Raw genomic sequence first — 22,342 nt, 5'->3', positions numbered from 1 at the left:
CCGTCAGCCCGTCAGCCCGTCAGCCCGTCAGCGGCAGCAGCGATAGGCCAGGCCGACCGACACGGAATATCCGGTGGGATCGACCACGACCGGGCTGCGCCGGGCATCGCCCTGAAGCCGGGAGACCCGGGCCGCTCCATACACCACCCAGTGGCGGTTGATGGCCGACATCACTTCGACCCCGGCGTCGACGCTGTAGACCCCGCCGCCCGGACTGAAGGCGGGCAGGCCGGTGGCGCTGTTGGCAGGCACCCCGAAGTGCCCCCGCAGATAGGTCTTGTCGCCCATGCTCGCTCCGGCGCCGAAGGTCACTCGGGTCTGCTCGGTCACGGGCCAGGCGTAGCCCATGCTGACCGACGCCTGCGCTCCGCCGTCACGCCCGAGCAGGTCCTGGGAGACGCCCACCCCCACGGACAGGCGATCGGTGAGCGCATACCCGCCGCTGACCCGGGCCCGCAGCGTGGAGCGCACGGATGGCAGACCGACCAGAATGGAAGCGTCCGAGCCGTCGCGGCCCTTGTCGATGCGCAGCGAGGCGCTCACATGGAAACGGTCGCTTTCCGCCAGCGTGGCACTGGCACCCGATTCTCGCGGGCGCAGCCCGTGGCCCATGAAAGCGCTGCCGCGCGAGGTGCTGAGCCGGAACCGACCATACTCCACCGCCCAGGCCGGGCGCAGGCTGTTCTTGCGGCCCGCGCCGCCGGCGTAGTCGGGGCTGGTGCTGATGATGGCGCCCAGCGCGTAGTTCAGCACGGGCGGCGCGGCCTGTGCCTCGTCCTGCGGCGGGTCGTCGGCGGCCAGCACGGCGGGCGCATGGCACAGGCACCCCAGTGCTGCGACGCCCGCCAGGGCGCGGAGGTGCAACGGCGAAAGTCGGGGGTGCAGGGGGTTCATGGGCGGATTATCCGTCGACCCAGCGAACCCATCCAGTCCAGGATGTCACCAGTACGATGACGCCAAAAACAATGCGGTAATAGGCGAATGGCACGAAACTGTGCGAGCTGATGTAGCGCAGCAGCCAGCGCACGCACAGCCAGGCGCTGATGAACGAGAACACCAGCCCCACCGCAAACATCGGCAGGTCGGCCATCGACAGCAGCGCGCGCTCCTTGTAGAGGCTGTAGGCCCCCGCACCGATCAGCGTGGGCATGGCCAGAAAGAACGAATAGTCGGTGGCCGCCTTGCGCGACAGGCCCAGCAGCATGCCGCCGATGATGGTGGCGCCGCTGCGGCTGGTGCCGGGCACCATGGCCAGGCACTGCACCAGGCCCACCTTCAGCGCGTCGAGGGGCGTCATGTCGTCCACCGATTCGACGCGCGTGGCGGCTGGCGAACGGCGCTCGGCCCACAAAATGATGAAGCCGCCGATGATGAAGGTGGTGGCCACGACCACCGGCGTGAACAGGTGCGCCTTGATGGCCTTGCCGAACAGCAGGCCCAGCACCACCGCCGGGAAGAACCCGATCAGCACGTTGAGCGCAAACCGCTGGGCCTGGCGCTCGGTGGGCAGGGCCACCAGGGTGGCGCGGATCTTCTGCCAATAGACCAGGATGACCGCGAAGATGGCGCCCGTCTGGATGGCGATGTCGAACACCTTGGCCTTGGCGTCATCGAACCCCAGCAGCGACCCCGCGAGGATCAGATGCCCGGTGGACGAAATGGGCAGGAATTCGGTCAGGCCCTCGACCACCCCCATGACGGCGGCCTTGACCAGCAGTAGAACGTCCACACGGACTCCTTGACGAAAATTGAAACAAAAATGGGCTCCAGCGCTTATCTGACAAGCGCTAGCAGCTATCAAAACAGGAGTATATGCGCTGCAGCCAGCGGTGCCCTCACGCGGGGGATGGCCACGGCGCCTGCCAGCCGCCTCCCAGCGCCTGCACCAGCGCGACCGCCGCCAGCTGGCGGTTGACCTGCAGCTGGAGCAGAGCGCGCTGCGCGGACAGCAACGATACCTGGGCCGTCACCACCTCGGTATAGCCCACCTGCCCTTCGCGGTAGCGGTTGAGCAGCTGCTCGGCCGTGCGCTGCGCCGCCGCCACGGCCTCGCGGCGCAGTGGCTCCTGCTCCTGCAGGGTGCGCAGCCCGGTCAGCTGGTCCTCCACGCCCTGAAACGCCGTCAGCACGGTCTGCCGGTACACCGCCACGCGGGCCTCCCACGCGGCCTGCGCCTCGTCCACGCGCGCCGCCCGGGCCCCTGCGTCAAACAGCGTCTGCGCCACCGACACGCCCAGCGACCAGACCAGGTTGGAAGCCTTGAACAGGTCGCCCACGCTGGTGCCACCCGTGCCCAGCGATGCGCCGAGCGACAGGTTCGGGAAAAACGCCGCGCGCTGAATGCCGATCTGCGCGTTGGCCGCCGCCACGGCGCGCTCGGCGGCGGCGATGTCGGGCCGGCGCTGCAGCAGGCCCGATGGAACGCCGACCGGCACTTCGGGCACACGGGCCACCCAGGGCCCCGGGGGCAGCGAAAAGTCTGCCGGCGCACGCCCAGTCAGCACGGCCACCGCGTGCTCCAGGCGGGCCCGGGTCTGCCGCACGGTGGCCAGGTCCGCGCGGGCATTGGCCAGCTGGGTCTGCGCCTGCAGCACGTCGGTCTGCGCCACCACGCCCGCCGCATAGCGGTTGCGGGCAATGGTGAGGCTGCGGTCATACCCCTCGACGGTGGCCTGCAGCAGCTCGGTCTCGGCGTCGGCTTCCCGCAGCTGGAAATAGGCCGACGCCAGCGCCCCCAGGGCCGACAGGCGCGCAGACGCCAGGTCGGCCTCGCTCGCCTGCGCACTGGCCCGGGCACCGTCGACGGCACCCTGCAAGCGCCCCCAGAGATCGGGCGCCCAGTCCACGCCCAGGGCCGCCTGGGTGGTAGTGCCCGGCCGGGTCGATCCGTCGCCCCCCGCGCGGGTGGCGCTGCCCGACACGCTCACGGCAGGAAACAGGCCCGCCCGCTGCTGGCGCACCACCGCCTGCGCCTGCGCATAGGCGGCCACGGCGGCGGCGATGTTCTGGTTGGACACCTGCACCTGCTGGGCCAGGCGGTTGAGGTCCGGGTCGCCGAACAGCTCCCACCAGGGGCCACGCTCCAGCGTGTCGGCAGGCGCTGCAGGCGCCCAGGACGCTCCGGCTTCCTTGAAGGCCGCAGGCATGGGAAGCAGCGCTGGCGGCGTGTGCGCGGGCGGCGCCGCGCAGCCCGCCAGCAGGGCGGCAGCGACGGCGGCCACGGAGGCGGCAGCCCGGCGCACCGGCCGTGGTGCCGGCCTGCGCGGGGGTTGGAAAGAATGGGCTGGGTGTTCAAGCGTCATGGTGCGCCATTCAGGCGGCCGCGCCGGGGGCACCGGCGCGGCTCAGGTGTTGTTCGTTCGGGGCCGGCTTGCGCAGCCTGTCCAGCAGCACATAGACCACGGGCGTGGTCAGCAGGGTCAGCAGCTGGCTGGCGATGAGGCCGCCGATGATGGCCACGCCCAGCGGCTGGCGCAGCTCCGAGCCCTGGCCGAAGCCGATGGCCAGGGGCAGCGCTCCCAGGGCGGCGGCCATGGTGGTCATCAGGATGGGGCGAAACCGCAGCATGCAGGCCTCGCGGACGGCCTCGAGCGCGCTCAGGCCCCGCGCACGCTCGGCTTCCAGGGCAAAGTCGATGATCATGATGGCGTTCTTCTTCACGATGCCGATGAGCAGGAACACGCCAATCAGCGCAATGATCGTGAACGGCATGCCGAACAGCAGCAGCGCCAGCACCGCGCCCACGCCCGCCGAGGGCAGCGTGGTCAGCACGGTGATGGGGTGGATGAGGCTCTCGTACAGCACGCCCAGCACGATGTAGATCACCACGATCGCCGCGAAGATGAGAAACGCCTGCTGGCCCTCGGACTCCTGCGCGCTCAACGCCGTGCCCTGGAAGCTGCCGCGCACATTGGTGGGCATGGCGATGTCGGCCTCGGCCTGCGCAATCGCCTGCTGCGCCTGGCCCAGCGAGGTGCCGGGATCGATGTTGAACGAAATGGTGGTGGCCAGTTCGCCGTCCTGGTGGCTGATGGACGTGGGCGACGCCCGCTCGACCACCCGCGCCACGGCGCTCAGGGGCACCATGGTGGCCGCAGCCGTGCTGATCACGTTGCCGGTGGAGGCGCCCCGCTGCCCCGGGTTGGCGGTGGTGCCGGCCTGGCCGGTGAGGTTGGAGGCGATGTAGATGTCGCTCAGCGCCGGGGGGCCCCGGGTGTACTCGGGCGCCCATTCCATGATCACCGCATACTGGTTGAGCTCGCCGTAGATGGTGGCCACCGACCGCTGGCCGAATGCGTTGTACAGCGCGTTGTCGATGGCGGCTGCGCTCACCCCCAGGCGCGAAGCGCTCGCGCGGTCCACCTCCACATAGGCTTCCACGCCGTTCTCGGCCTGGTCGGTGTCCACATCCTTCAGCAGCGAATCTTCCCGCAGCCGGTCGGCCAGACGGGTCGCCCAGAGCTTGAGGTCGGCCAGGCTGTCGCTCTTGAGCGTGTACTGGTAGGTGGAGTTGCTGGAGCGTCCGCCCATGCGCAGGTCCTGCACCGGGTTCAGGAACACCCGAAGCCCGGCGATCTGGTTCAGCTGGGGTCGCAGCCGCGCGATCACGGCGGGCGTGGAATCGGTGCGCTGCTTGAGGGGCTTGAGGTTCACGAACATGAAGCCGCCGCCCGCGCGGCTGCCGCCGGAAAACCCCACCACGGTGTCCACGGCCGGATCCTTGCGGATGATCTCCACCGCCTCGCGCAGCTTGCGCGCCAGCGCATCGGACGAAATGCTCTGGTCGGCACGCAGTCCTGCGCTGAGCTGGCCATTGTCCTGCTCGGGAAAGTAGCCCTTGGGAATCTTGCTGAACAGGTACACGTTCAGGCCGATCACCGCCAGCAGGATGAGCACCACCAGCCCCTTGCTGGCCAGCGCCCAGTCCAGGCTGCGGCCGTAGGCGCGCAACGCGATCGCATAGCCGCTCTCGGCCCAGCGGGACAGGCGCGACGGGGGCTTGTCGTTGGCGGGGTCGTGGGCGCGCAGCAGCCACGCGCACATCATCGGCGTGGTGGTGAGCGAGATCACCAGCGAGATCATCACCGCCACCGACAAGGTGACGGCAAACTCGCGGAACAGCCGCCCCACCTGCCCGTCCATGAACAGCAGCGGGATGAACACCGCCACCAGCGACAGGCTGATGGACAGCACGGTGAAGCCCACCTCGCGCGCGCCCTGCAGCGCGGCCTGCACCCGCCCCATGCCAGCCTCGATGTGCCGCATGGTGTTTTCCAGCACCACGATGGCATCGTCCACCACGAAGCCGGTGGCCACCGTCAGCGCCATCAGGCTCAGGTTGTTCAGGCTGAAGCCCAGGAAATACATCACGCCAAAGGTGCCCAGCAGCGACACCACCGTGGCCACGGCCGGTATGACGCTGGCGCGGGCCTTGCGCAGGAACAGCCCCACCACCAGCACCACCAGCGCGATCGAGACCATGAGCGTGAGTTCGATCTCCTTGAGCGAAGCGCGGATCGAGTTGGTGCGGTCGGACGCCACGGCCACCTGGATGTCCTGCGGCAACTGCGCCTGCAGCTCCGGCAGCAGCGCACGCACCGCGTCCACCGTCTCGATGATGTTGGCGCCGGGCTGGCGCGTGACCAGCACCACGATGGCGGGCTCACCGTTGAACAGGCCCAGCGTGCGGCGGTTCTCCACGCCATCCACCACCCGCGCCACATCGCCCAGGCGCACGGCCGCACCGTTGCGCCACGCGATGACCAGCGACTGGTATTCGGCCGCCCTGCGCGCGGGCGATGGCGTGTAGATCTGCAGGCGGCGGCCGTCGCCTTCGATGGCGCCCTTGGGACGGTTGGCGTTGGACGCCTGGATCGCCGCGCGCACGTCTTCCGTGCTGATGCCGTAGCGGTTCAGCGCAAACGGCAGCAGCTCCACCCGCACCGCAGGCAGCGAGCCGCCGCCGATCTCCACCTCGCCCACGCCGTCCACCTGCGACAGCCGCTGGCTCACCACGTTGGACACCGCGTCATAGATCTCGCCCGGCGTGCGCGTCTTCGAGGTGAGCGCCAGGATGATGACCGGCGACGTGGCCGAGTTGCGCTTGCGGTAGGTGGGGTTGCTGCGCAAGGTGGCGGGCAGGTCGGCGCGCGCGGCGTTGATCGCCGCCTGCACCTCGCGCGCGGCAGCGTTGAGGTCGCGGTTCAGATCGAACTGCAGGCTGATGCGCGCCGAGCCGTTGGAGCTGGTCGAGGTCATTTCGTTGACCCCCGCGATCACCCCCAGCCGCCGCTCCAGCGGGGTGGCCACGCTGGTCGCCATGGTTTCCGGGCTTGCGCCCGGCAGGCTGGCCGACACCGAAATGGCCGGGTAGTCCACCTGCGGCAGCGGCCCCACCGGCAGCACGAAAAACGCGGCGATGCCGGCCAGCGCCAGACCCAGCGTCAGCAGCACCGTGGCCACCGGCCTCTCGACAAAGGGGCGCGAGAGGTTCACGGCGCCTCCCCGGGCTGCAGCGGGGCGGCTGCAGTGCCGCGGCCCGTGAAGCGGCGGCCCAGCCGGTCAAACGCCAGGTAGATGACCGGCGTGGTGAACAGCGTGAGCAGCTGGCTCACCACCAGCCCGCCGAAAATGGCGATGCCCAGCGGGCGGCGCAGCTCTGCACCATCGCCCCAGCCCAGCATCAGCGGCAGCGCCGCAAACAGCGCCGCCAGCGTGGTCATGAGGATGGGCCGGAACCGCAGCAGCGCGGCCTGGTGGATGGCCCGCGCAGGCGCCATGCCCTGCTGGCGTTCTGCGTCGATGGCGAAGTCGATCATCATGATCGCGTTCTTCTTGACGATGCCGATCAAGAGGATGATGCCGATGATGCCGATCACGCCCAGGTCGTTGCCGCTGAGCATGAGCGCCAGCAGCGCGCCCACCCCCGCCGACGGCAGGGTGGAGAGAATCGTCACCGGGTGGATGTAGCTCTCGTACAGCACGCCCAGCACGATGTACACGCACACCATGGCCGCCAGGATGAGCCAGAGCTGGCTGGACAGGGACTTTTCATACGCTCCGGCCGCGCCGATGAACTCCATCGACAGCCCGGGCGGCATGCCCATCTCGCGCGCGGCCGCGCGGATCGCCTGCACCGCGCTGCCCAGCGACACGCCTTCGGCCTTGTCGAACCCCACCGTGGCGGCGGGGTACTGGGCCACGCGTGTGATCTGCAGGGGCGCGAGCTGCTCGCGGACGGTGGCCAACGCAGACAGCGGTGTGGGCGCGCCAGAGCCGGTGCGCAGCTGCAGCGTGCCCAGTGCCTCGGGCGAGCTGAGGTGCTCCTGCTGCGCCTCCAGGATCACGCGGTACTGGTTGGTCTCGGTGAAGATGGTGGACACGATGCGCTGGCCGAACGCGCTGTAGAGCGTGTCGTCCACGCTGCTGGCCGTGACCGACAGGCGCGAGGCCGTGTTGCGGTCGATGTCCACATAGGCCGACAGCCCCTGCGCGCCCGCGTCGGTGGTGGCATTGCGCACCTGGGGCACGGTCTTCAGGCGCTCGACCAGCTGGTGCGCCCATGCGTTGACCTGCGCAGAGTCCACCCCGCCCAGCGACAGGCGGAACTCGGTCGGGCCGGTTTCCGCGTCGATGGTGAGATCCTGCGTGGGCTGCAGGTACAGCGTGACGCCGGCCACCGAGCGCACCCGCTCGCGCAGCCGGTCGATGATGTCCTGCTGGGCGTCGCGATCGGGCCGCAGGTTGATCAGCATGCGGCCCGCGTGGAGCATGGTGTTGTTGGCGGCGTCCACGCCCACGAAGGCGCTGAGCGACTCCACGTCCGGGTCCTGCAGGATGGCGCGCGCTGCGGCCTGCTGCAGCTCGCTCATGCGGGCATACGACACGTCCTGCGAGGCCTCCACGCGGGCCTGCAGCTGGCCCGTGTCCTGCGTGGGAAACAGCCCCTTGGGAATCGCCACATACAGCAGCGCCGTCAGCACCAGCGTCAGCACGGCCACCACCAGGGTGGCACCCTGGTGGCGCAGCACCCACTGCAGCCAGCGGTCATAGCCCGCGATCACGCGGTCGAAGCCCCGGTGGATGCGCCCCGCCAGGCCGGTGGGCCCTCCAGCAGGCTCGGCCCGCAGCCAGCGCGCCGCCATCATCGGCACCAGCGTGAGCGACACCACGCCCGAGATCAGGATGGTGATGGCCAGCGTGACGGCGAACTCGCGGAACAGCCGCCCCACCACATCGCTCATGAACAACAGCGGTATCAGCACCGCGATCAGCGACACCGTGAGCGAGATGATGGTGAAGCCGATCTGCGTGGCGCCCTTGAGTGCGGCCTGGAACGGCGGCTCACCCTTTTCGAGGTAACGCGCGATGTTCTCGATCATCACGATGGCGTCGTCCACCACGAAGCCCGTGGCAATGGTCAGCGCCATCAGGCTCAGGTTGTTCAGGCTGTAGCCCAGCAGGTACATCACCCCGCAGGTGCCGACCAGCGAGATGGGCACCGCCAGGCTGGCGATGACCGTGGCGCGCACGCTGTGCAGAAAGAAGAAGATCACCAGCACCACCATCAGCACGGCCAGCGCCAGCTCCATCTGCACATGGTGCACCGAGGCCCGGATGCCCTTGGTGCGGTCCGACAGCACCTGCACCTTGAGCGACGCGGGCAGGCCCGCCTGCAGCTCGGGCAGCTGCTTCTTGATGTTGTCCACCGTGGCGATGACGTTCGCGCCCGGTTGGCGTTGCACATTGAGGATGATCGAAGGCGTCAACATGCCCCCCTCGCCCCCCGACGGCGCGCCCGCCCACGCTCCCAGCCGGTTGTTCTCGGCGCTTTCCACCACGCGCGCCACCTCCACCATGCGCACGGGTGCGCCGTTGCGCCAGGACACGATGAGGTTCCTGTAGTCGTCCACCGTCAGCAGCTGGTCATTGGCATTGATGGTGTACGAGCGCTGCGGCCCGTCGAAGCTGCCCTTGGCGCTGTTGGCATTGGCCGATGTGATCGCGGTGCGCAGGGTGTCGAGGCCGATGCCGTAGGAGGCCAGCGCCTTGGTGTCGGCCTGGATGCGCATGGCCGGCCGCTGGCCACCGGCCAGCGACACCAGGCCCACCCCGCCCACCTGGCTGATCTTCTGCGCAAGGCGGGTGTTGACCAGGTTCTGCACCTCGGTCAGCGGCAGCGTGTCGGAGCTGATCGCCAGGGTGAGCACCGGGGCGTCGGCCGGGTTGACCTTGGCATACACCGGCGGCGCGGGCAGGTCGGCCGGCAGCAGCGAGTTGCCCGCGTTGATGGCGGCCTGCACTTCCTGCTCGGCCACGTCCAGCGCCAGCCCCAGGCCGAACTGCAGCGTGATGATGGACACCCCGGACGCACTGGTGGATGCCATGCGCGTGAGCCCGGACATCTGGCCGAACTGGCGCTCCAGGGGCGCGCTCACCGTGCGGCTCATGACCTCGGGGCTGGCGCCGGGGTACAGCGTCTGCACCTGGATGGTGGGGTAGTCCACCTCCGGCAGGGCCGACAGCGGCAGAAAGCGGAAGCCCACCAGCCCCGCCAGCACGATGGCCACCATCAGCAGCGCGGTGGCCACCGGCCTTTCAATGAACGGACGCGAAGGACTCATGCTGTCCCTTCAAGGATTCTGTGCAGGGCGCTGGCGCCGCGGGCCCCCTTCGCCGGGCGCTGAAGCGCCGCCGCGCGGTGCGGAGGCCCCATTGCGCGCGCCCCGGGCGCCCCCGGCCCCCGGGGGCCTGGCGGCACCGGGCAGCTGCACGGCCATGCCGTCCTGCAGGCGGTCGCCGCCCTCGGTCACCACACGCTCACCCTCCTGAAGGCCTTCCGCGATGGCGACCAGACCCACAGTGGCCTGGCCGCGCTTGACCTTGCGCAGCGATACCTTGCGGTCATCGTTGATGACATACACATAGTCGCCATTGGCGCCGGTGCGCACGGCCGTGACGGGCACCACCACCGCAGGCACATTGCGCAGCAGCAGCTGCACGTTCACGAACTGGTTGGGAAACAGCGTGCCCGCCGCATTGTCGAATCGGGCCTTGGCCTTGACCGTGCCGGTGGTGGTGTCCACCTGGTTGTCCAGCGTGGAGAAGCGGCCCTTGTCCAGCTCGGCCTTGCGGGTGCGGTCCAGCGCCGTCACCGCCAGCGCGGCGGACCCGGCCTGGGCGGCCAGGATGTCGCTCACCCGGTCCTGGGGCACCGCAAACTGCACGTCGATGGGCGCGACCTGGGTGATGGTGGCAATGCCCGAGGCGTCGCCCGACGTGACGTAGTTGCCCGCGTCCACGCTGCGCAGGCCGATGCGCCCCGTGGCTGGCGCGGTGATTCGGGTGTGGTCGAGGTTCAGCCGGGCCACACCCTCCTGGGCGCGGTCGGTCATCACGGTGCCTTCGAGCTGCTTGACCAGCGCGGCCTGGGTGTCCACGTCCTGGCGGGCAATGGAGTCCTGGGCCAGCAGCGTGCGGTAGCGCGCCAGCGTGAGGCGGGCGTTCTCCAGCTGCGCCTCGTCGCGCTGGCGGGTGCCCTGCGCCTGCAGCAGGGCCTGCTCGAAGGGCCGGGGGTCGATGCGGGCCAGCAGTTGCCCCTTCCTGACCGTCTGGCCTTCGGTGAACAGCACCTCGGTGAGCATGCCCGAGACCTGGGGGCGCAGTGTGACCGTGGTGGCCGGAATGACCGTGCCCAGCGCGTCGATGATGACCGGCAGCTCGGCCTTGCGCGCAACGGCGTCTCCCACCGTCACCAGCGGGCGCCCACCACCGGGGCCACGGCCCGGTCCACCGCCGCCTTCCCCCTGGCTGCGCTGAACGAGATACCACGCGGCCCCGCCCACGGCCGCCACCAGCAGCAGCGCGACCAGGCTGCCCACCCAACGGGTCTTGCGCGGTGGTGGCGACGACGGAGGCAAGGGGGGTGCCGAGGACGGGGAGCGGGACGGAGGCTGCGGCGCGTGGGCTTCTGGCGGGTTCATGGCGGTCCTGGGAACGGTACGGGGCGGCACCCCGAACGCCATTGTGGGACGGGTGCGCGCCGCACCGGATCGTAGATGGACATTGCGCGCTTCGCCTTGAAGGCTCTGCGAAGAAAAGTAAACCTTGGGGTCAAGAACGGCCGCAAGTCCACCTGGCCCAGGATGTCGCCGGCGGCGGCGCGGGTCGCCCGCCAGGCTGCGGTTCGCGCCGCCCACCCGCAGCTCGCGCATGCGGCAGCGCATTTCGTCGCACGCCGGTGGCGGCGCAGGCAGCGTGCCGGCACAGTCCGGCCCATCGCAATGCCCCCCCACCGGACCTCGCCATGTCACTGACCCCTGCCATCGCCATCCACCTGGCCGCTGCCCTGGCGGCCACCGCCATCGGCCCGCTGGCCCTGTGGGCGCGCAAGGGCCGCCAGCAGCGCCCGCGCCTGCACCGTGCTGCGGGCTATGCCTGGGTCACGCTGATGGCGGCGACCGCCGTGTCGGCGCTGTTCATCAGCGGCACCGTGGGCCCGCGCCTGGCCGGCTTCGGCGTCATCCACCTGCTGGTGCCCGTCGTGCTGTTCGGCCTGGTGGGCTCGTTCATCTACCTCGCGCGCGGCAACATCGCCGCCCACCGCAAGACCATGCAGGGCCTGTACTTCGGCGCCTGCCTGACGGCTGGGGCGTTCACGCTGGTGCCCCAGCGCACGCTGGGCAACGCCCTGTGGTCCGCACTGGGCCTCATTTGACAGTCCGCCCCCTCCTTCATCCACTTTCTCAGGAGTTTTCAACATGCTGATCCCGCTGCTCGTCCAACAGCCCCAGATGCTGGGCGCCATCATCCAACGCACGCCCACCTGGGTCTGGGGCCTGCTGGCCGGACTGCTGTGGCTGGGCGCCAGCCAGCTGCGTGCGCGCCAGGTGGGCCTGGTGCGGACGATGATGACGCCCCTGGCCATGACGGCCCTGTCGGTCTACGGCGTGGCGTCGGCCTTCGGCCCCGCCGGGCAGGCCGCCGCAGCAATGGGCAGCTGGTTCGTGTCGGCCACGGCCCTGGCCGCGCTGGCCCTGTGGTTCCAGCCCATGCCCCCCGCCGGAACGCAGTACCTGCCGCAGACCCGCCGCTTCTGCATGCCCGGCAGCGCGATGCCGCTGGCGCTCATCCTGGGCATCTTCCTGACCAAGTACTTCGTGGGCGTGGAGCTGGCCCTGCAGCCAACGCTGGCCGCCAGCAGCGAATTTGCCCTGCAGATCGGCACCCTGTACGGCGTGTTCAACGGCCTGTTTGCCGCCCGCGCCCTGCGCCTGTGGCGGCTGGCCCGGGGCGCCGCCGCGCAGCAGCCGTACCGCGCGCTGGGGCTGCACTAGTTCCCCTTCCATCTTGTTCGCGCCCTCTTCAACCGTTTCCTTCCCTCACCAGGACGCCCTCATGCCCTCCACCACCCTCCCCGACCCCTGCGCACGCCCCAGCGCGCGCCACGCTGCCGACACCAACGAACGCCTGGCTCGGCGCCGCGCGGCCGCCAAGCTGGGCTGGCTGACGCACGCCACCGTCTATGCACTGGTCAACACGCTGCTGCTCACGGTCTCGCTGGCCGGCGGCCGGGGCTGGGCCCTGTTTCCGCTGCTGGGCTGGGGGCTGGGCCTGGCGGTGCATGGCGCCGTGGTGTTTCTCGCCACGGGCGGCGCCGGCATCTACGACCGCATGCTGCGGGCCGAGCGCGAGCGCATTGCGCGGCAACCCGGCGCTGGCCGCTGAACCCTGAGGAGCACACCCCCATGCGCTGCACCTCCCTGCGTTTCACCCGCCTTCTCGCGGCATGCCTTGCCGGCAGCTTCGTGGCCCTGGTCGCTACCACCCCGGCGCACGCCGGCCTGGGCCTGGCCGTGCTGCCCGGGCCGCCGGGCGATGGCCCCGTCACGGTGTTCTATCCCACGCCCAAGGCCGACCGGCCCGTGCAGCGCGGCCCCTTCACCGTGCTGATGGCGCCGCAGGCACCGCCCGCGCCCGGCAACGGCCGGCTGGTGGTGGTGTCGCATGGCTCGGGCGGCAACCCGTGGACGCACACCGATCTGGCGCGCGCCCTGGTGCGGGCGGGCTTTGTGGTGGCCATGCCCGAGCACCAGGGCGACAACGTCCGCAATGCGGCCGACGCCGGCCCGGTGAGCTGGAAGCGGCGCCCGGCCGAGGTGTCCCGCGCCATCGACGCCGTGGCCGCCGCACCGCAGTTCGCCCCACTGCTGCAGCTGGACCGCGTGGGCGTGGCAGGCCAGTCGGCCGGGGGCCACACGGCCCTGAGCCTGGCCGGCGGGGTCTGGTCGCCCGCGCGCTTCCTGGCCCACTGCCAGGCCCACATCGCGGAAGACTTCAACGCCTGCGTGGGCACCTACACCCTGCTGACCGGCGGGCTGCTGGACGGCGTCAAGAAGGCCGTGGCCCTGGGCGCGCTGCGCCAGCGGTTCGACGACGCGGAGCCCGTGCGCCACCACGACCGGCGCATCGCCGTGGCCGTGGCCGGCGTGCCGGCGGCCGCGGATTTCGACCTCGAATCGCTGCGCACGCCCCGCATTCCGCTGGGCCTGGTCACGGCGGGCCGCGACGTGTGGCTCACGCCGCGCTGGCATGGCGAGGCGGTGGCCGCCGCCTGCACGCCCTGCACGCGCATCGCCCACCTGCCCGAGGCCGGGCACAGCGTGCTGCTGTCGCCGCCCCCGCCGCCGCAGGTGCTGGGCACCACCGTGCGCCACCTGCTGGCCGACCCTGAAGGCTTCGACCGCGCCGTGCTGCCCGCGCTGGACGAACGCATCGTCGCCTTCCTGTCCCGGCACTTGCTGCAGGCGCCGGTGCAGGCTGCGGCACACTGACGCACCGCGCACCATGCGGATCTTTCCACCCTTCCTTTTCAGGCCGCGCCGCCGCGCCACCATGCTTGTGACCATCACCCTGGCCCTCACGGCCGCGCTCATTGCGCTGGCCTGTGCACTTGCCTTCGGCGGGCCGCGCGACATCGCCCCGCTGGCGAGCATCAACGACCCGTTCAGCGGGGTGGATTTCAGCGATGTCCCGCGCGTGCAGCGCTACACCGCGCGCGACGGCACCTCGCTGGCCTGGCTGCACTACCCGCGCGCCCCGGGCACCGGGGCCTCTGGCGCGCCGCTGCGGCGGGTGGTGCTGGTGCACGGCTCGTCCTCGCGCGCGCGGTCGCTGCATGTACTGGCACGCGCGCTGGCGGCGCAAGGCCACGCGGTGGCCGCGCTCGACATGCGCGGCCATGGCGATTCCGGCACGCGCGGGCAGCTGGCCTACATCGGGCAGCTCGAAGACGATGTGGAAGACTTTCTGAATGCCGTGCCCCATGCCGGTCCGCAGACGCTGATGGGGTTTTCTGCCGGCGGCGGGTTCACCCTGCGCTTTGCCGGCAGCAACCGGCAGGCGCGCTTCGACCACTATGTGCTGCTTTCGCCCTTCCTGCACCAGGACGCGCCCACGGCGCGGCCCGATGCGGGCGGCTGGGCGTCCGTGGGCATTCCCCGGCTGGTGGCGCTCACGCTCTTGAACCGTGCGGGCATCAGCCAGTGGAACCACCTGCCGGTGCTGCGCTTCGCGCTCGACCCGGCGGCGCGCGCGGGGCTGACGCCCAGCTATTCCTACACCCTGGCGATGAACTTCCGCCCGCACGAAGACTACGCCGCGGACATCCGCAATGCCCGGGGCAGCCTGCGCATCGTGGCCGGGCAGGACGACGAGCTTTTTCATGCCGACCGCTACGCCGCGCTGTTCGCCGATGCCGGCAACCCCGCGCCAGTGACGCTGGTACCCGGCGCCGACCACATGGGCCTCACGCTGAGCGCCCCCGCCGTGGCCGCCGTGGCACAACACGCCGCCCCCCTAGAATCCCCGCAGCCTTGACCCGCCCACCTTTTCGACCCACCCCATGCCTTCTCCCCTGAGCCCTGAAGAGATCGACGCACTGGCGCGCCGGCGCGCCAACGCCAAGCTGGGCTGGTATGTGCACGCCGTGGTCTTCGTGCTGGTCAACACCGTGCTGTTCGCGCTGTCTGGCCGCGGGTTCGGCACGCGCCCCTGGTCGGTCTACCCCCTGCTCGGCTGGGGGCTGGGGCTGGCGCTGCACGGGGTGTCGGTGTTCCTGCTGGGGGGTGGCAGCGGCCTGCGCGAACGCATGGTGCAGCGCGAGCGCGAAGCCCTGTTGCGGGAACAGCAACAGCAGGGCCCGCAGCCCCCCCGCGACTAGGCCGGTGTGAGCCCGGTGTGAGCCCCTTTCCATGACGCTGCGCCGCCCGTTCAACGGCATCGCCAAGCTGCGCCACCTGCTGCAGGTGCTGGCTTTCACGCTGGTGGTCGCCACCCTGCAGTACGCCTTCATGCCCGACAAGCCCTATGGGCCACCGGTGGTGTATTCGGTGCTGATCGGCAGCATCACCTGGGCCCTGATCGACCTGGGGCGAGAGTTCGTGCCCTCGGCTGCCGAAACCGGCTGGCCGCAGGGCTGGCACGGATTCGCGCTGGTGGCGGCAGGCATCGTCCTGGGCTACGTGGCCGGCACATGGCTGGCCGACACGCTGTGCGTGCACTACTTCCGCTTCTACCCGGCCGGGGCCGCGCTGTCGGGCGCCGACCAGCGCACGTCCATCCTCATCACCGCCATCGCGGGGCTGGTGGGCTGTTATTACTTCTATGCCATCAACAAGTCCGCGTATCTGCAGGACAAGATGGCCGAGGCGCGACGGCAGGCGAACGACGCGCGCCTGAAGCTGCTGGAGACGCAGCTGGAGCCGCACATGCTGTTCAACACGCTGGCCAACCTGCGCGTGCTGATCGGCACCGACCCGGCCCGCGCCCAGCACATGCTGGACCGCATGATCGGCTATCTGCGCGCCACGCTGGCCGCATCGCGCAGCACGCTGCACCCGCTGGCCGACGAGTTCGCGCGGCTGCAGGACTATCTGGAACTGATGGCCGTGCGCATGGGCCCCCGCCTGGCCTACGCGCTGGAGCTGCCCGAGGCGCTGCAGAACGTGCCCGTGCCGCCGCTGCTGCTGCAGCCCCTGGTGGAAAACGCCATCCGCCACGGCCTGGAGCCCCAGGTGCAGGGCGGCCACATCACCGTGCGCGCCAGCACCCACAGCGGCCCGCGCGGCCCCCTGCTCGCCATCGACGTGACCGACACCGGCGTGGGCCTGCCCGCCACGCTGCCCGCCCCCGGGCCCGGCCGGAGCTTTGGCCTGGCACAGGTGCGCGAGCGCCTCGCCACCCTGCATGGCAGCCAGGGCACTCTCGAATTGATAGCTACCAGCGCAGGTGGGACAAGCGCTAGAGTCGTATTTCCCTTAGAACATCCTGCGAGCACCGCATGAACCCCACCCCGCCCCGCGCCCTGATCGCAGAAGACGAGCCCCTGCTGGCCGCCGCGCTGCAACACGAGCTGGCCCAGGCCTGGCCCGCGCTGCAGGTGGCGGCCACCGTGGGCGACGGCCTGTCGGCCGTGCAGCAGGCGCTGGCGCTGCAGCCCGACGTGCTGTTCTTCGACATCCGCATGCCGGGCCTGTCCGGGCTGGAAGCGGCCGCCGAACTGGCCGACGCCTGGCCTGCGGGCAAGCCCTTCCCGGCCCTGGTGTTCGTCACGGCCTACGACCAGTACGCCGTGCAGGCCTTTGAAGCGCAGGCGGTGGACTACCTGCTCAAGCCCGTACAGCCTGCGCGCTTGCAAAAAACAGTGCAAAAACTGCACTCAGCGCTTTCTGGTAAAGGCCCGGAAGCTATCAATTTAGAAGCAACCATGGCGCAGCTGCGCCACCTGCTGGCCGCCCCCGGCGTGGCCGCGCACCCCCCTCTGGCCACCGATGCGCCCCATGCGCAGCCTGCGGCCGCCGCCCCCCTGCTCACCATGATCCAGGCCAGCAGCGGCAGCCAGATCCACATGGTGCCCGTGGCCGAGGTGCTCTACTTCGAGGCGGCCGACAAATACGTGCGCGTGCTCACGGCCGCGCGCGAATTTCTCATCCGCACCCCGCTCAAGGAGCTGACGGCGCAGCTGGACCCGCAGGTGTTCTGGCAGGTGCACCGCAGCACCCTGGTGCGCGCCAGCCGCATCACCACCGTCACGCGTGACGAGGCCGGCAAGCTGCACCTGGAGCTGGCAGGCCGCCCCGAGAAGCTTGCGGTGAGCCGCCTCTACGCCCACCTGTTCAAGGCGATGTAGCCGACGGCCGGGGCCAACCGGGTTCTACCCGGGCAGGTCCACCACCGTGCCCCACGGCACGCCCGGCAACGCCTCGTAGTGCGCCACCACCACCACCCGGCCCGGCTGCGCGGCCACCTGGGCCAGTGCCTCCGTCAGGTACGCGATGGAGGGCTTGTCGAGCCCGCCCACGGGCTCGTCGATCAGCGTGAGCGCCGCGCCCGACGCCAGGGCGCCCGCCATCAGCACCTTGCGCTTGCTGCCGGTGGAAAGGGCATAGAACGGCTTGGCCAGATGCTCCTGCAGCGCAAACCCGTCGATGTGCGCGGCAAGCGCTGCAGCGTCCCACTGCGGATATTGCGCGAGCAGGCCGTCCAGCCACGCCTGGGCCGCCACCGCGTCGCCCTGCCCGGCGCGCGGGTCGGCCCAGAACACCTGCCCGCCAGCGCGGGCCGCGCCGCCCTGCAGCGCAATGTGCCCGGCCTGCGGCGTCAGCTCACCCGCCAGCAGGCGCAGCAGCGTGGTCTTGCCGCTGCTCTCGTCGCCGCGCACCAGCACCAGACCGGCGGGGCTGGTGAACGAAACGCCTTGCAGCACGGCGCATTCGGGATAAGCAAACCGCAGGCCCTGCACCTGCAACATCCAAGCCTCGGCCACAGCACATCCTTGAAGAGAAAATGAACGAAAGCGCCGGATTGTAGAAACCGGGCCCCGCATTCAGGCTTCTCTCGACATCCCCATGCAGCACCCCCTTCAATACCTTGACTTCGACTACAGCGAAGACGCCGACGGCATCGGCACCCTCGACGCCATGGCCAGCGTCGCGCCCGCCCAGCTCGGCGCCCTGCACGGCGAAATCCGAGCCGTGCTGGCATGGGCCCACGCCCAGTGGCCGGGCGGCTGCGGCCCCCTGGATGAAGGCGGGCTGTGGCACTACGACCTGCAGGGCGCCCAGGAAGTGAGCACGCCCCTGGCGCTGCAATTCGACGAGGTGACAGGCCATTTGCAAGCCACCCCCGGCACCCCGGCCCCGCCGCGCACCCAGATCACCCTGACGCTGAGCGGCGGGCCGGAGTTTTGCAACGCACTGCGCGAGGCGTTTGGCGTGGACTGACTGAGTGGCTGGCTGACTGAGGACGGGCTCTTTGCCCGCAGTTGCGCCCAAAAGCCCCACGTTGCGCACAGGTAAGCGGCAGTAGCCACCCGCCCGTACGGTGGGCCGCTACATTGCAACTCTTTCGTTCAACTTGAGACTGGAGAGTCAGATGCTGTTACGCCGCCAATTCCTGGGTGCGGGCCTTGCTGCCAGCGCCGCCATCTACGCCACCGGCTCGTGGGTTCCGGCCTGGGCCCAGAATGCCTCCGGCCTGGGCTCGCCCACGCTGCCCAGCCCCGGGTTCCGGCGCCAGAAGGTGGGCGACGTGGAGGTCATTGCCTTGAGCGATGGCATCACCCGCCGGCCCCTGGGCGAGGAGTTCGTGAAGAACGCTCCGCTGTCCGAGGTGCGCGCCCTGCTGGCGTCGCAGGGGCTGCCCACGGACTACATCGACGTGCCGTACACACCGTTTCTGGTGGTGGCGGGTGCGCGCAGGATCCTGATCGACACCGGCCTGGGCGAGTTTGGCGGCCCCACCACCGGCAAGCTGCTGGAGAACCTGCAGGCGGCGGGCCTGCAGCCCGCGGACATCGACACCATCCTGATCAGCCACTACCACGGCGACCACATCAACGGCATCCGCAACAAGGCCGGTGCGCTGACCTTCCCCAAGGCCAAGGTGATGGTGCCTGCGGCAGAACACGCGTTCTGGATGGACGACGCCCGCATGGCCGCTGCGCCTGCGGGGCTCAAGGGCGCGTTCGACAATGTGCGCCGCACCTTCTCCACCCTCCCGGCCGACGTGCTGGTGCCTTTTGCCGCCGGGGCCGAAGTGGCGCCCGGCATTCAGTCGGTGGCCGCCTATGGGCACACGCCGGGCCACACGCTGTTCGAGCTGAACTCTCGGGGCCAGACCTTCTTCTACGTGGCGGACCTCACCAATGTGCCCGCACTCTTTGCGCGCAATCCGGACTGGGCGGTGACGTTCGACATGGACGCTGAGGCGGCACGCAAGGTGCGCCGCGAGGTTTTCGCGCGCATCACCGCCAGCAACGCCATGCTGGGCGGCTTCCACTTTCCGTTTCCCGCCATGGGCCGCATGGCGGCGTCCGGAGCCGGCTATGCGTTCGAGCCTGCCAGCGCCTGAGCCCCGCGCCAGCCGCCGCGCGCTGCTGGGGGCGGCGGCTGCGGGCGCGGCGCTGGCCGCCGTGCATGTGCGCACATGGGCCGCGCAGGATGCGGCGGCCGAGGCGCTGCTGCGCCAGGGCGGCGTGGTGGCGGCCTTTCGCCATTCGCTGGCGCCGGGCACCTTCGATCCGCCCGGGTTTCGCCTGGACGACTGCCGCACGCAGCGCAACCTGAGCGAAGAAGGCCGCGCCCAGGCCCGCAGCGTGGGCCGGTGGTTCCGGCAGCGGCAGTTGCGGCCGGACAAGGTTCTGTCGAGCCCCTGGTGCCGCTGCGTGGACAGCGCGACCCAGGCCTTCGGCAGCCCGCCCGAGGTGTGGGCGGCACTGGGCTCGCCCCACGGCCGCCCGGAGACCGCCGGTGCACAGCACCTGCGCGAGCTGCGCGCGGCGCTCTCTGCTGCGTCGGCGCGCAGTGGATCGTTCGAGGTGTGGTTCACCCACATGTTCGTGCTGTCGGAACTGGCCGGCGTGAACACGGGGTCTGGCGAAGCGCTGATCCTGCGCGCGGGGCCCGACGGCCGCGCCGAGGTGCTGGCGCGGCTGGTGATCCCCTGATCCGCGCCTTCATCGGGCAGGCAGGTGGGCGGCTTGCCTACAGCGCGCTGGCGGGGTCGCGGCTAAGGTGGAAGGGATGCTGCCGTGCCCGCCCCACACCCTGGGAGGCGCGGCGTGATTACCTCCCTCCCACCCCAGACCGGACCCCCATGGCAACGCCTACGCTTTCGCTCGCCCCAGACACCCGGCATGCGGACCTGACGCAGGTCCCATACCACTCCCTCACCACCTCCACGCCGGCCCGCGTGCGGATGGAGCTCGCGATCGAACTCGCCTACCAGGTCGACGACCCGTGCGGCGCCGATTTCGTGTTCAACATTCACGCGGCGCACACCGCCAGCCAGACCGTCTCCCACGAACGCCTCCACATCAGCCAGCCGGTGGCGCACCAGGTGCAAACCGATGCCTGCACAGGCACCCGGTATCTGCGCCTGCGCGCCCGGCCCGGGCCGCTCACGCTGACCTACGCCGCGACGGTGGACATCGCCCACCACCGCGCCGACTCCTCGGCCGTGCCCGAGGTGCCGGTGCAGGAGCTGCCCCTGGACGTGCTGCGCTACATCTTCCCCAGCCGTTACTGCCAGTCAGACCGGCTGCTGCGGCTGGCCGCCAGCGAATTCGGCCACCTGCCGCCGGGCCATGCCCGCGCCCAGGCCATCTGTGAATGGGTGCGCAACCACGTCACGTTCGCCTCCAACACGTCCGATTCGACCACCTCGGCGGTCGACACCTTGATCGAGAAGGTGGGCGTGTGCCGCGACTTCGCGCACCTCATGATCGCGCTGTGCCGTGCCAGCAACCTGCCCGCCCGGTTTGCCACGGGCACCGACTATGGCGCCGACCCCGCCCTGGGGCCGCCGGACTTTCACGCCTATGTGGAGGTCTACCTGGGCGGCCGCTGGTATCTGTTCGACCCCTCCGGCACGGCCATTCCGATGGGGATGATGCGGTTCGGCACCGGGCGCGACGCGGCAGACGTGGCGTTTGCCACAATCTTCGGTGCCGTGCAGTCACAGCCCCCGGTCATCCGCACCACCGCCATCGAGGACCCCACGCAGGGCTTCGTGCTGCCCAGCCATGTCAGCGAAGCCCTGTCGACCGATGACGGCACGCCGCCGCCACCGCAGGCGCCGCTGGCCCTTGCGCCAGCGGCCAAACCGGGCCCGGCCCGGGCCGGAAGACGAGCACCATCGGGTGTGACCTAAAATCGCTCCTTTTCCACTTTTCTTCTCAGAGATTCACCATGGGCAACAAGATCGTCACCGAAGCAGACCGCAAGCGCACTCCTCCTCCCACTCCCCTGCCCGGCGTGTCGCTGCACACCCCCGGCCGTGGCCAGCGCGTGAGCCGCGAGCGCGGCGTGGCAACCCGCAGCAAGAAGAACCCCGGCAAGCGTTCGAAGAAGGGCGGCTGAAGCCTTTCAGCACCCGGAGCCCCGCGGCCGCCACGCATGGCGCCGAACGCACCCAAAGCCCTCCCTGCGAGGGCTTTTGTTTTTTGTGCGTCCCGGCGACGGGCGTTAGCAGGGCGGCATCGGGGCGTGGCCCCCTCGCCCGGCATCGCAGCCAGCCCAGCTGGCTTACCATCCGCCCATGCTCACCGTCCACCACCTCGAAACCTCGCGCTCGCAGCGCGTCCTCTGGCTGCTTGAAGAACTGGGCGTGCCCTACGAACTCAAGGTCTACCCGCGCGACAAGGCCACGCGGCTGGCACCGCCCGAGCTCAAGAAGATCCACCCGCTGGGCAAGTCGCCGGTGATCACGGACGGGGACGAAGTGATCGCCGAGTCGGCCGCGATCATCGAATACCTGGTGGAGACCTATGGCGCACAGGCCGGCGGCGAGCTGGCCCACCTGCAGCCCGAACGCGGCACGCCCGCACACCGCCAGTGCCGCTTCTGGATGCACTATGCCGAGGGTTCGCTGATGAACTGGCTGGTGATGAAGCTGGTGTTCATGACCATTCCCACGCAGCCCATGCCCTTCTTCGTCAAGCCCATCGCCAAGGCGCTGTGCGGCAAGGTGCAAGGCAAGCTCATCGACCCCAACGTGAACACCGCGCTCGACTTCATGGAGCAGCACCTGGCCACGCACCGCTGGTTTGCGGGGGACCACCTGAGCATGGCCGACTTCCAGATGAGCTTTGCGGTGGAGGCGGCGCTGTCGCGCGCCAGCCATGCCCGCGACTGCCCCCGCCTGCAGGCCTACCAGCAGCGCATGCAGGCACGCCCGGCCTACCAGCGCGGCATTGCCAAGGGCGGTCCGGTGGTGATGGGCGCCTGAGAGCCTGTTCAATGCCTTTTTGAAGATCGCATTGGAGTGCAATCGGTATGAGTGG

21 protein-coding genes are annotated in these 22,342 nt (G+C 70.1%); 14 read left to right on the top strand and 7 right to left on the bottom strand.

Annotated elements, in window-relative coordinates; translation table 11 throughout:
- Positions 1 to 27: 27 nt before the first annotated feature.
- From ACOQFS_RS06110 to ACOQFS_RS06085, 6 genes are all read right to left on the bottom strand, one after another.
- Entirely contained in the window at positions 28 to 894 is an 867-nt protein-coding gene (locus ACOQFS_RS06110) for a MipA/OmpV family protein (RefSeq protein ID WP_421562008.1), read from the bottom strand.
- Between the two features lie 7 nt (positions 895 to 901).
- On the bottom strand, positions 902 to 1,729 hold the full coding sequence (locus tag ACOQFS_RS06105) for an undecaprenyl-diphosphate phosphatase (RefSeq protein ID WP_421562007.1): 828 nt from the start codon (positions 1,727 to 1,729) through the stop codon (positions 902 to 904).
- A gap of 106 nt (positions 1,730 to 1,835) precedes the next feature.
- Positions 1,836 to 3,302, bottom strand: coding sequence for an efflux transporter outer membrane subunit (locus ACOQFS_RS06100; protein WP_421562006.1), 1,467 nt, complete (start codon positions 3,300 to 3,302; stop codon positions 1,836 to 1,838).
- A gap of 10 nt (positions 3,303 to 3,312) precedes the next feature.
- Complete coding sequence (locus ACOQFS_RS06095; protein WP_421562005.1) at positions 3,313 to 6,495, bottom strand: efflux RND transporter permease subunit; 3,183 nt, start codon at positions 6,493 to 6,495, stop codon at positions 3,313 to 3,315.
- Positions 6,492 to 9,623: an efflux RND transporter permease subunit gene (locus ACOQFS_RS06090; RefSeq protein WP_421562004.1), complete on the bottom strand. Its 3,132-nt coding sequence runs from the start codon at positions 9,621 to 9,623 to the stop codon at positions 6,492 to 6,494. Before ACOQFS_RS06090 ends, ACOQFS_RS06095 begins: the two co-directional genes overlap by 4 nt.
- Positions 9,624 to 9,632: 9 nt before the next feature.
- Positions 9,633 to 10,982 (bottom strand): efflux RND transporter periplasmic adaptor subunit, encoded by a 1,350-nt coding sequence (locus ACOQFS_RS06085; RefSeq protein ID WP_421562003.1) that lies wholly within the window; start codon positions 10,980 to 10,982, stop codon positions 9,633 to 9,635.
- 323 nt (positions 10,983 to 11,305) lie between these two features.
- On the opposite strand from ACOQFS_RS06085, the gene ACOQFS_RS06080 reads away from it, so the two are divergent.
- The 8 genes from ACOQFS_RS06080 (at position 11,306) to ACOQFS_RS06045 (ending at position 17,188) form a co-directional block, all read left to right on the top strand.
- A complete protein-coding gene (locus ACOQFS_RS06080) occupies positions 11,306 to 11,716 on the top strand; it encodes a DUF2306 domain-containing protein (RefSeq protein ID WP_421562002.1) in 411 nt (136 codons plus the stop codon).
- 43 nt (positions 11,717 to 11,759) lie between these two features.
- On the top strand, positions 11,760 to 12,335 hold the full coding sequence (locus tag ACOQFS_RS06075; protein ID WP_421562001.1) for a DUF6622 family protein: 576 nt from the start codon (positions 11,760 to 11,762) through the stop codon (positions 12,333 to 12,335).
- A gap of 61 nt (positions 12,336 to 12,396) precedes the next feature.
- On the top strand, positions 12,397 to 12,726 hold the full coding sequence (locus tag ACOQFS_RS06070) for a 2TM domain-containing protein (protein ID WP_421562000.1): 330 nt from the start codon (positions 12,397 to 12,399) through the stop codon (positions 12,724 to 12,726).
- A 20-nt stretch (positions 12,727 to 12,746) separates the two neighbouring features.
- Positions 12,747 to 13,832, top strand: a complete 1,086-nt coding sequence (locus ACOQFS_RS06065) for an alpha/beta hydrolase family protein (protein ID WP_421561999.1) — start codon at positions 12,747 to 12,749, stop codon at positions 13,830 to 13,832.
- A gap of 61 nt (positions 13,833 to 13,893) precedes the next feature.
- Positions 13,894 to 14,877: an alpha/beta hydrolase gene (locus tag ACOQFS_RS06060; protein ID WP_421561998.1), complete on the top strand. Its 984-nt coding sequence runs from the start codon at positions 13,894 to 13,896 to the stop codon at positions 14,875 to 14,877.
- Positions 14,878 to 14,902: 25 nt separating this feature from the next.
- Positions 14,903 to 15,220, top strand: a complete 318-nt coding sequence (locus ACOQFS_RS06055; protein ID WP_421561997.1) for a 2TM domain-containing protein — start codon at positions 14,903 to 14,905, stop codon at positions 15,218 to 15,220.
- A 31-nt stretch (positions 15,221 to 15,251) separates the two neighbouring features.
- Positions 15,252 to 16,343 carry a sensor histidine kinase gene (locus ACOQFS_RS06050; RefSeq protein ID WP_421561996.1) on the top strand — a complete coding sequence of 364 codons (1,092 nt, stop codon included), beginning with the start codon at positions 15,252 to 15,254 and terminating at the stop codon, positions 16,341 to 16,343.
- Complete coding sequence (locus ACOQFS_RS06045) at positions 16,340 to 17,188, top strand: LytR/AlgR family response regulator transcription factor (protein WP_421561995.1); 849 nt, start codon at positions 16,340 to 16,342, stop codon at positions 17,186 to 17,188. The genes ACOQFS_RS06050 and ACOQFS_RS06045 overlap by 4 nt, the downstream gene beginning before the upstream one ends.
- Positions 17,189 to 17,212: 24 nt before the next feature.
- Here ACOQFS_RS06045 and ACOQFS_RS06040 read toward each other — a convergent pair whose 3' ends face one another.
- The gene (locus tag ACOQFS_RS06040; protein ID WP_421561994.1) at positions 17,213 to 17,824 is read right to left on the bottom strand and encodes an ABC transporter ATP-binding protein; all 612 of its coding nucleotides are present in this window, start codon (positions 17,822 to 17,824) and stop codon (positions 17,213 to 17,215) included.
- An 82-nt stretch (positions 17,825 to 17,906) separates the two neighbouring features.
- Here ACOQFS_RS06040 and ACOQFS_RS06035 point away from each other — a divergent pair, with 82 nt between their 5' ends.
- The 6 genes from ACOQFS_RS06035 to ACOQFS_RS06010 all read left to right on the top strand — a co-directional run bounded on the left by ACOQFS_RS06035 (position 17,907) and on the right by ACOQFS_RS06010 (position 22,287).
- The gene (locus tag ACOQFS_RS06035) at positions 17,907 to 18,281 is read left to right on the top strand and encodes a hypothetical protein (protein WP_421561993.1); all 375 of its coding nucleotides are present in this window, start codon (positions 17,907 to 17,909) and stop codon (positions 18,279 to 18,281) included.
- A 151-nt stretch (positions 18,282 to 18,432) separates the two neighbouring features.
- A complete protein-coding gene (locus ACOQFS_RS06030; protein ID WP_421561992.1) occupies positions 18,433 to 19,410 on the top strand; it encodes an MBL fold metallo-hydrolase in 978 nt (325 codons plus the stop codon).
- Positions 19,385 to 20,005 carry a histidine phosphatase family protein gene (locus ACOQFS_RS06025; RefSeq protein WP_421561991.1) on the top strand — a complete coding sequence of 207 codons (621 nt, stop codon included), beginning with the start codon at positions 19,385 to 19,387 and terminating at the stop codon, positions 20,003 to 20,005. Before ACOQFS_RS06030 ends, ACOQFS_RS06025 begins: the two co-directional genes overlap by 26 nt.
- A gap of 251 nt (positions 20,006 to 20,256) precedes the next feature.
- Positions 20,257 to 21,210 carry a transglutaminase-like domain-containing protein gene (locus ACOQFS_RS06020; protein WP_421562098.1) on the top strand — a complete coding sequence of 318 codons (954 nt, stop codon included), beginning with the start codon at positions 20,257 to 20,259 and terminating at the stop codon, positions 21,208 to 21,210.
- 38 nt (positions 21,211 to 21,248) lie between these two features.
- Positions 21,249 to 21,419 (top strand): hypothetical protein, encoded by a 171-nt coding sequence (locus ACOQFS_RS06015; RefSeq protein ID WP_421561990.1) that lies wholly within the window; start codon positions 21,249 to 21,251, stop codon positions 21,417 to 21,419.
- Positions 21,420 to 21,597: 178 nt separating this feature from the next.
- Entirely contained in the window at positions 21,598 to 22,287 is a 690-nt protein-coding gene (locus ACOQFS_RS06010) for a glutathione S-transferase family protein (RefSeq protein ID WP_421561989.1), read from the top strand.
- The last annotated feature ends 55 nt before the right edge of the window (positions 22,288 to 22,342 follow it).

It is taken from the genome of Paracidovorax sp. MALMAid1276 (assembly GCF_049198005.1).
Taxonomy (GTDB): Bacteria; Pseudomonadota; Gammaproteobacteria; order Burkholderiales; family Burkholderiaceae_C; genus Acidovorax.
This window is presented reverse-complemented; position numbering and strand designations above follow the sequence as displayed.

What these genes read in the sequence shown, in the direction of transcription:
- ACOQFS_RS06110 (WP_421562008.1), bottom strand. Translation starts at nt 894, where the DNA reads ATGAACCCCCTGCACCCCCGACTTTCGCCGTTGCACCTCCGCGCCCTG.
- ACOQFS_RS06100 (WP_421562006.1), bottom strand. Translation starts at nt 3,302, where the DNA reads ATGACGCTTGAACACCCAGCCCATTCTTTCCAACCCCCGCGCAGGCCG.
- ACOQFS_RS06090 (WP_421562004.1), bottom strand. Translation starts at nt 9,623, where the DNA reads ATGAGTCCTTCGCGTCCGTTCATTGAAAGGCCGGTGGCCACCGCGCTG.
- ACOQFS_RS06085 (WP_421562003.1), bottom strand. Translation starts at nt 10,982, where the DNA reads ATGAACCCGCCAGAAGCCCACGCGCCGCAGCCTCCGTCCCGCTCCCCG.
- ACOQFS_RS06080 (WP_421562002.1), top strand. Translation starts at nt 11,306, where the DNA reads ATGTCACTGACCCCTGCCATCGCCATCCACCTGGCCGCTGCCCTGGCG.
- ACOQFS_RS06075 (WP_421562001.1), top strand. Translation starts at nt 11,760, where the DNA reads ATGCTGATCCCGCTGCTCGTCCAACAGCCCCAGATGCTGGGCGCCATC.
- ACOQFS_RS06070 (WP_421562000.1), top strand. Translation starts at nt 12,397, where the DNA reads ATGCCCTCCACCACCCTCCCCGACCCCTGCGCACGCCCCAGCGCGCGC.
- ACOQFS_RS06065 (WP_421561999.1), top strand. Translation starts at nt 12,747, where the DNA reads ATGCGCTGCACCTCCCTGCGTTTCACCCGCCTTCTCGCGGCATGCCTT.
- ACOQFS_RS06060 (WP_421561998.1), top strand. Translation starts at nt 13,894, where the DNA reads ATGCTTGTGACCATCACCCTGGCCCTCACGGCCGCGCTCATTGCGCTG.
- ACOQFS_RS06055 (WP_421561997.1), top strand. Translation starts at nt 14,903, where the DNA reads ATGCCTTCTCCCCTGAGCCCTGAAGAGATCGACGCACTGGCGCGCCGG.
- ACOQFS_RS06050 (WP_421561996.1), top strand. Translation starts at nt 15,252, where the DNA reads ATGACGCTGCGCCGCCCGTTCAACGGCATCGCCAAGCTGCGCCACCTG.
- ACOQFS_RS06045 (WP_421561995.1), top strand. Translation starts at nt 16,340, where the DNA reads ATGAACCCCACCCCGCCCCGCGCCCTGATCGCAGAAGACGAGCCCCTG.
- ACOQFS_RS06035 (WP_421561993.1), top strand. Translation starts at nt 17,907, where the DNA reads ATGCAGCACCCCCTTCAATACCTTGACTTCGACTACAGCGAAGACGCC.
- ACOQFS_RS06030 (WP_421561992.1), top strand. Translation starts at nt 18,433, where the DNA reads ATGCTGTTACGCCGCCAATTCCTGGGTGCGGGCCTTGCTGCCAGCGCC.
- ACOQFS_RS06025 (WP_421561991.1), top strand. Translation starts at nt 19,385, where the DNA reads ATGCGTTCGAGCCTGCCAGCGCCTGAGCCCCGCGCCAGCCGCCGCGCG.
- ACOQFS_RS06020 (WP_421562098.1), top strand. Translation starts at nt 20,257, where the DNA reads ATGGAGCTCGCGATCGAACTCGCCTACCAGGTCGACGACCCGTGCGGC.
- ACOQFS_RS06015 (WP_421561990.1), top strand. Translation starts at nt 21,249, where the DNA reads ATGGGCAACAAGATCGTCACCGAAGCAGACCGCAAGCGCACTCCTCCT.
- ACOQFS_RS06010 (WP_421561989.1), top strand. Translation starts at nt 21,598, where the DNA reads ATGCTCACCGTCCACCACCTCGAAACCTCGCGCTCGCAGCGCGTCCTC.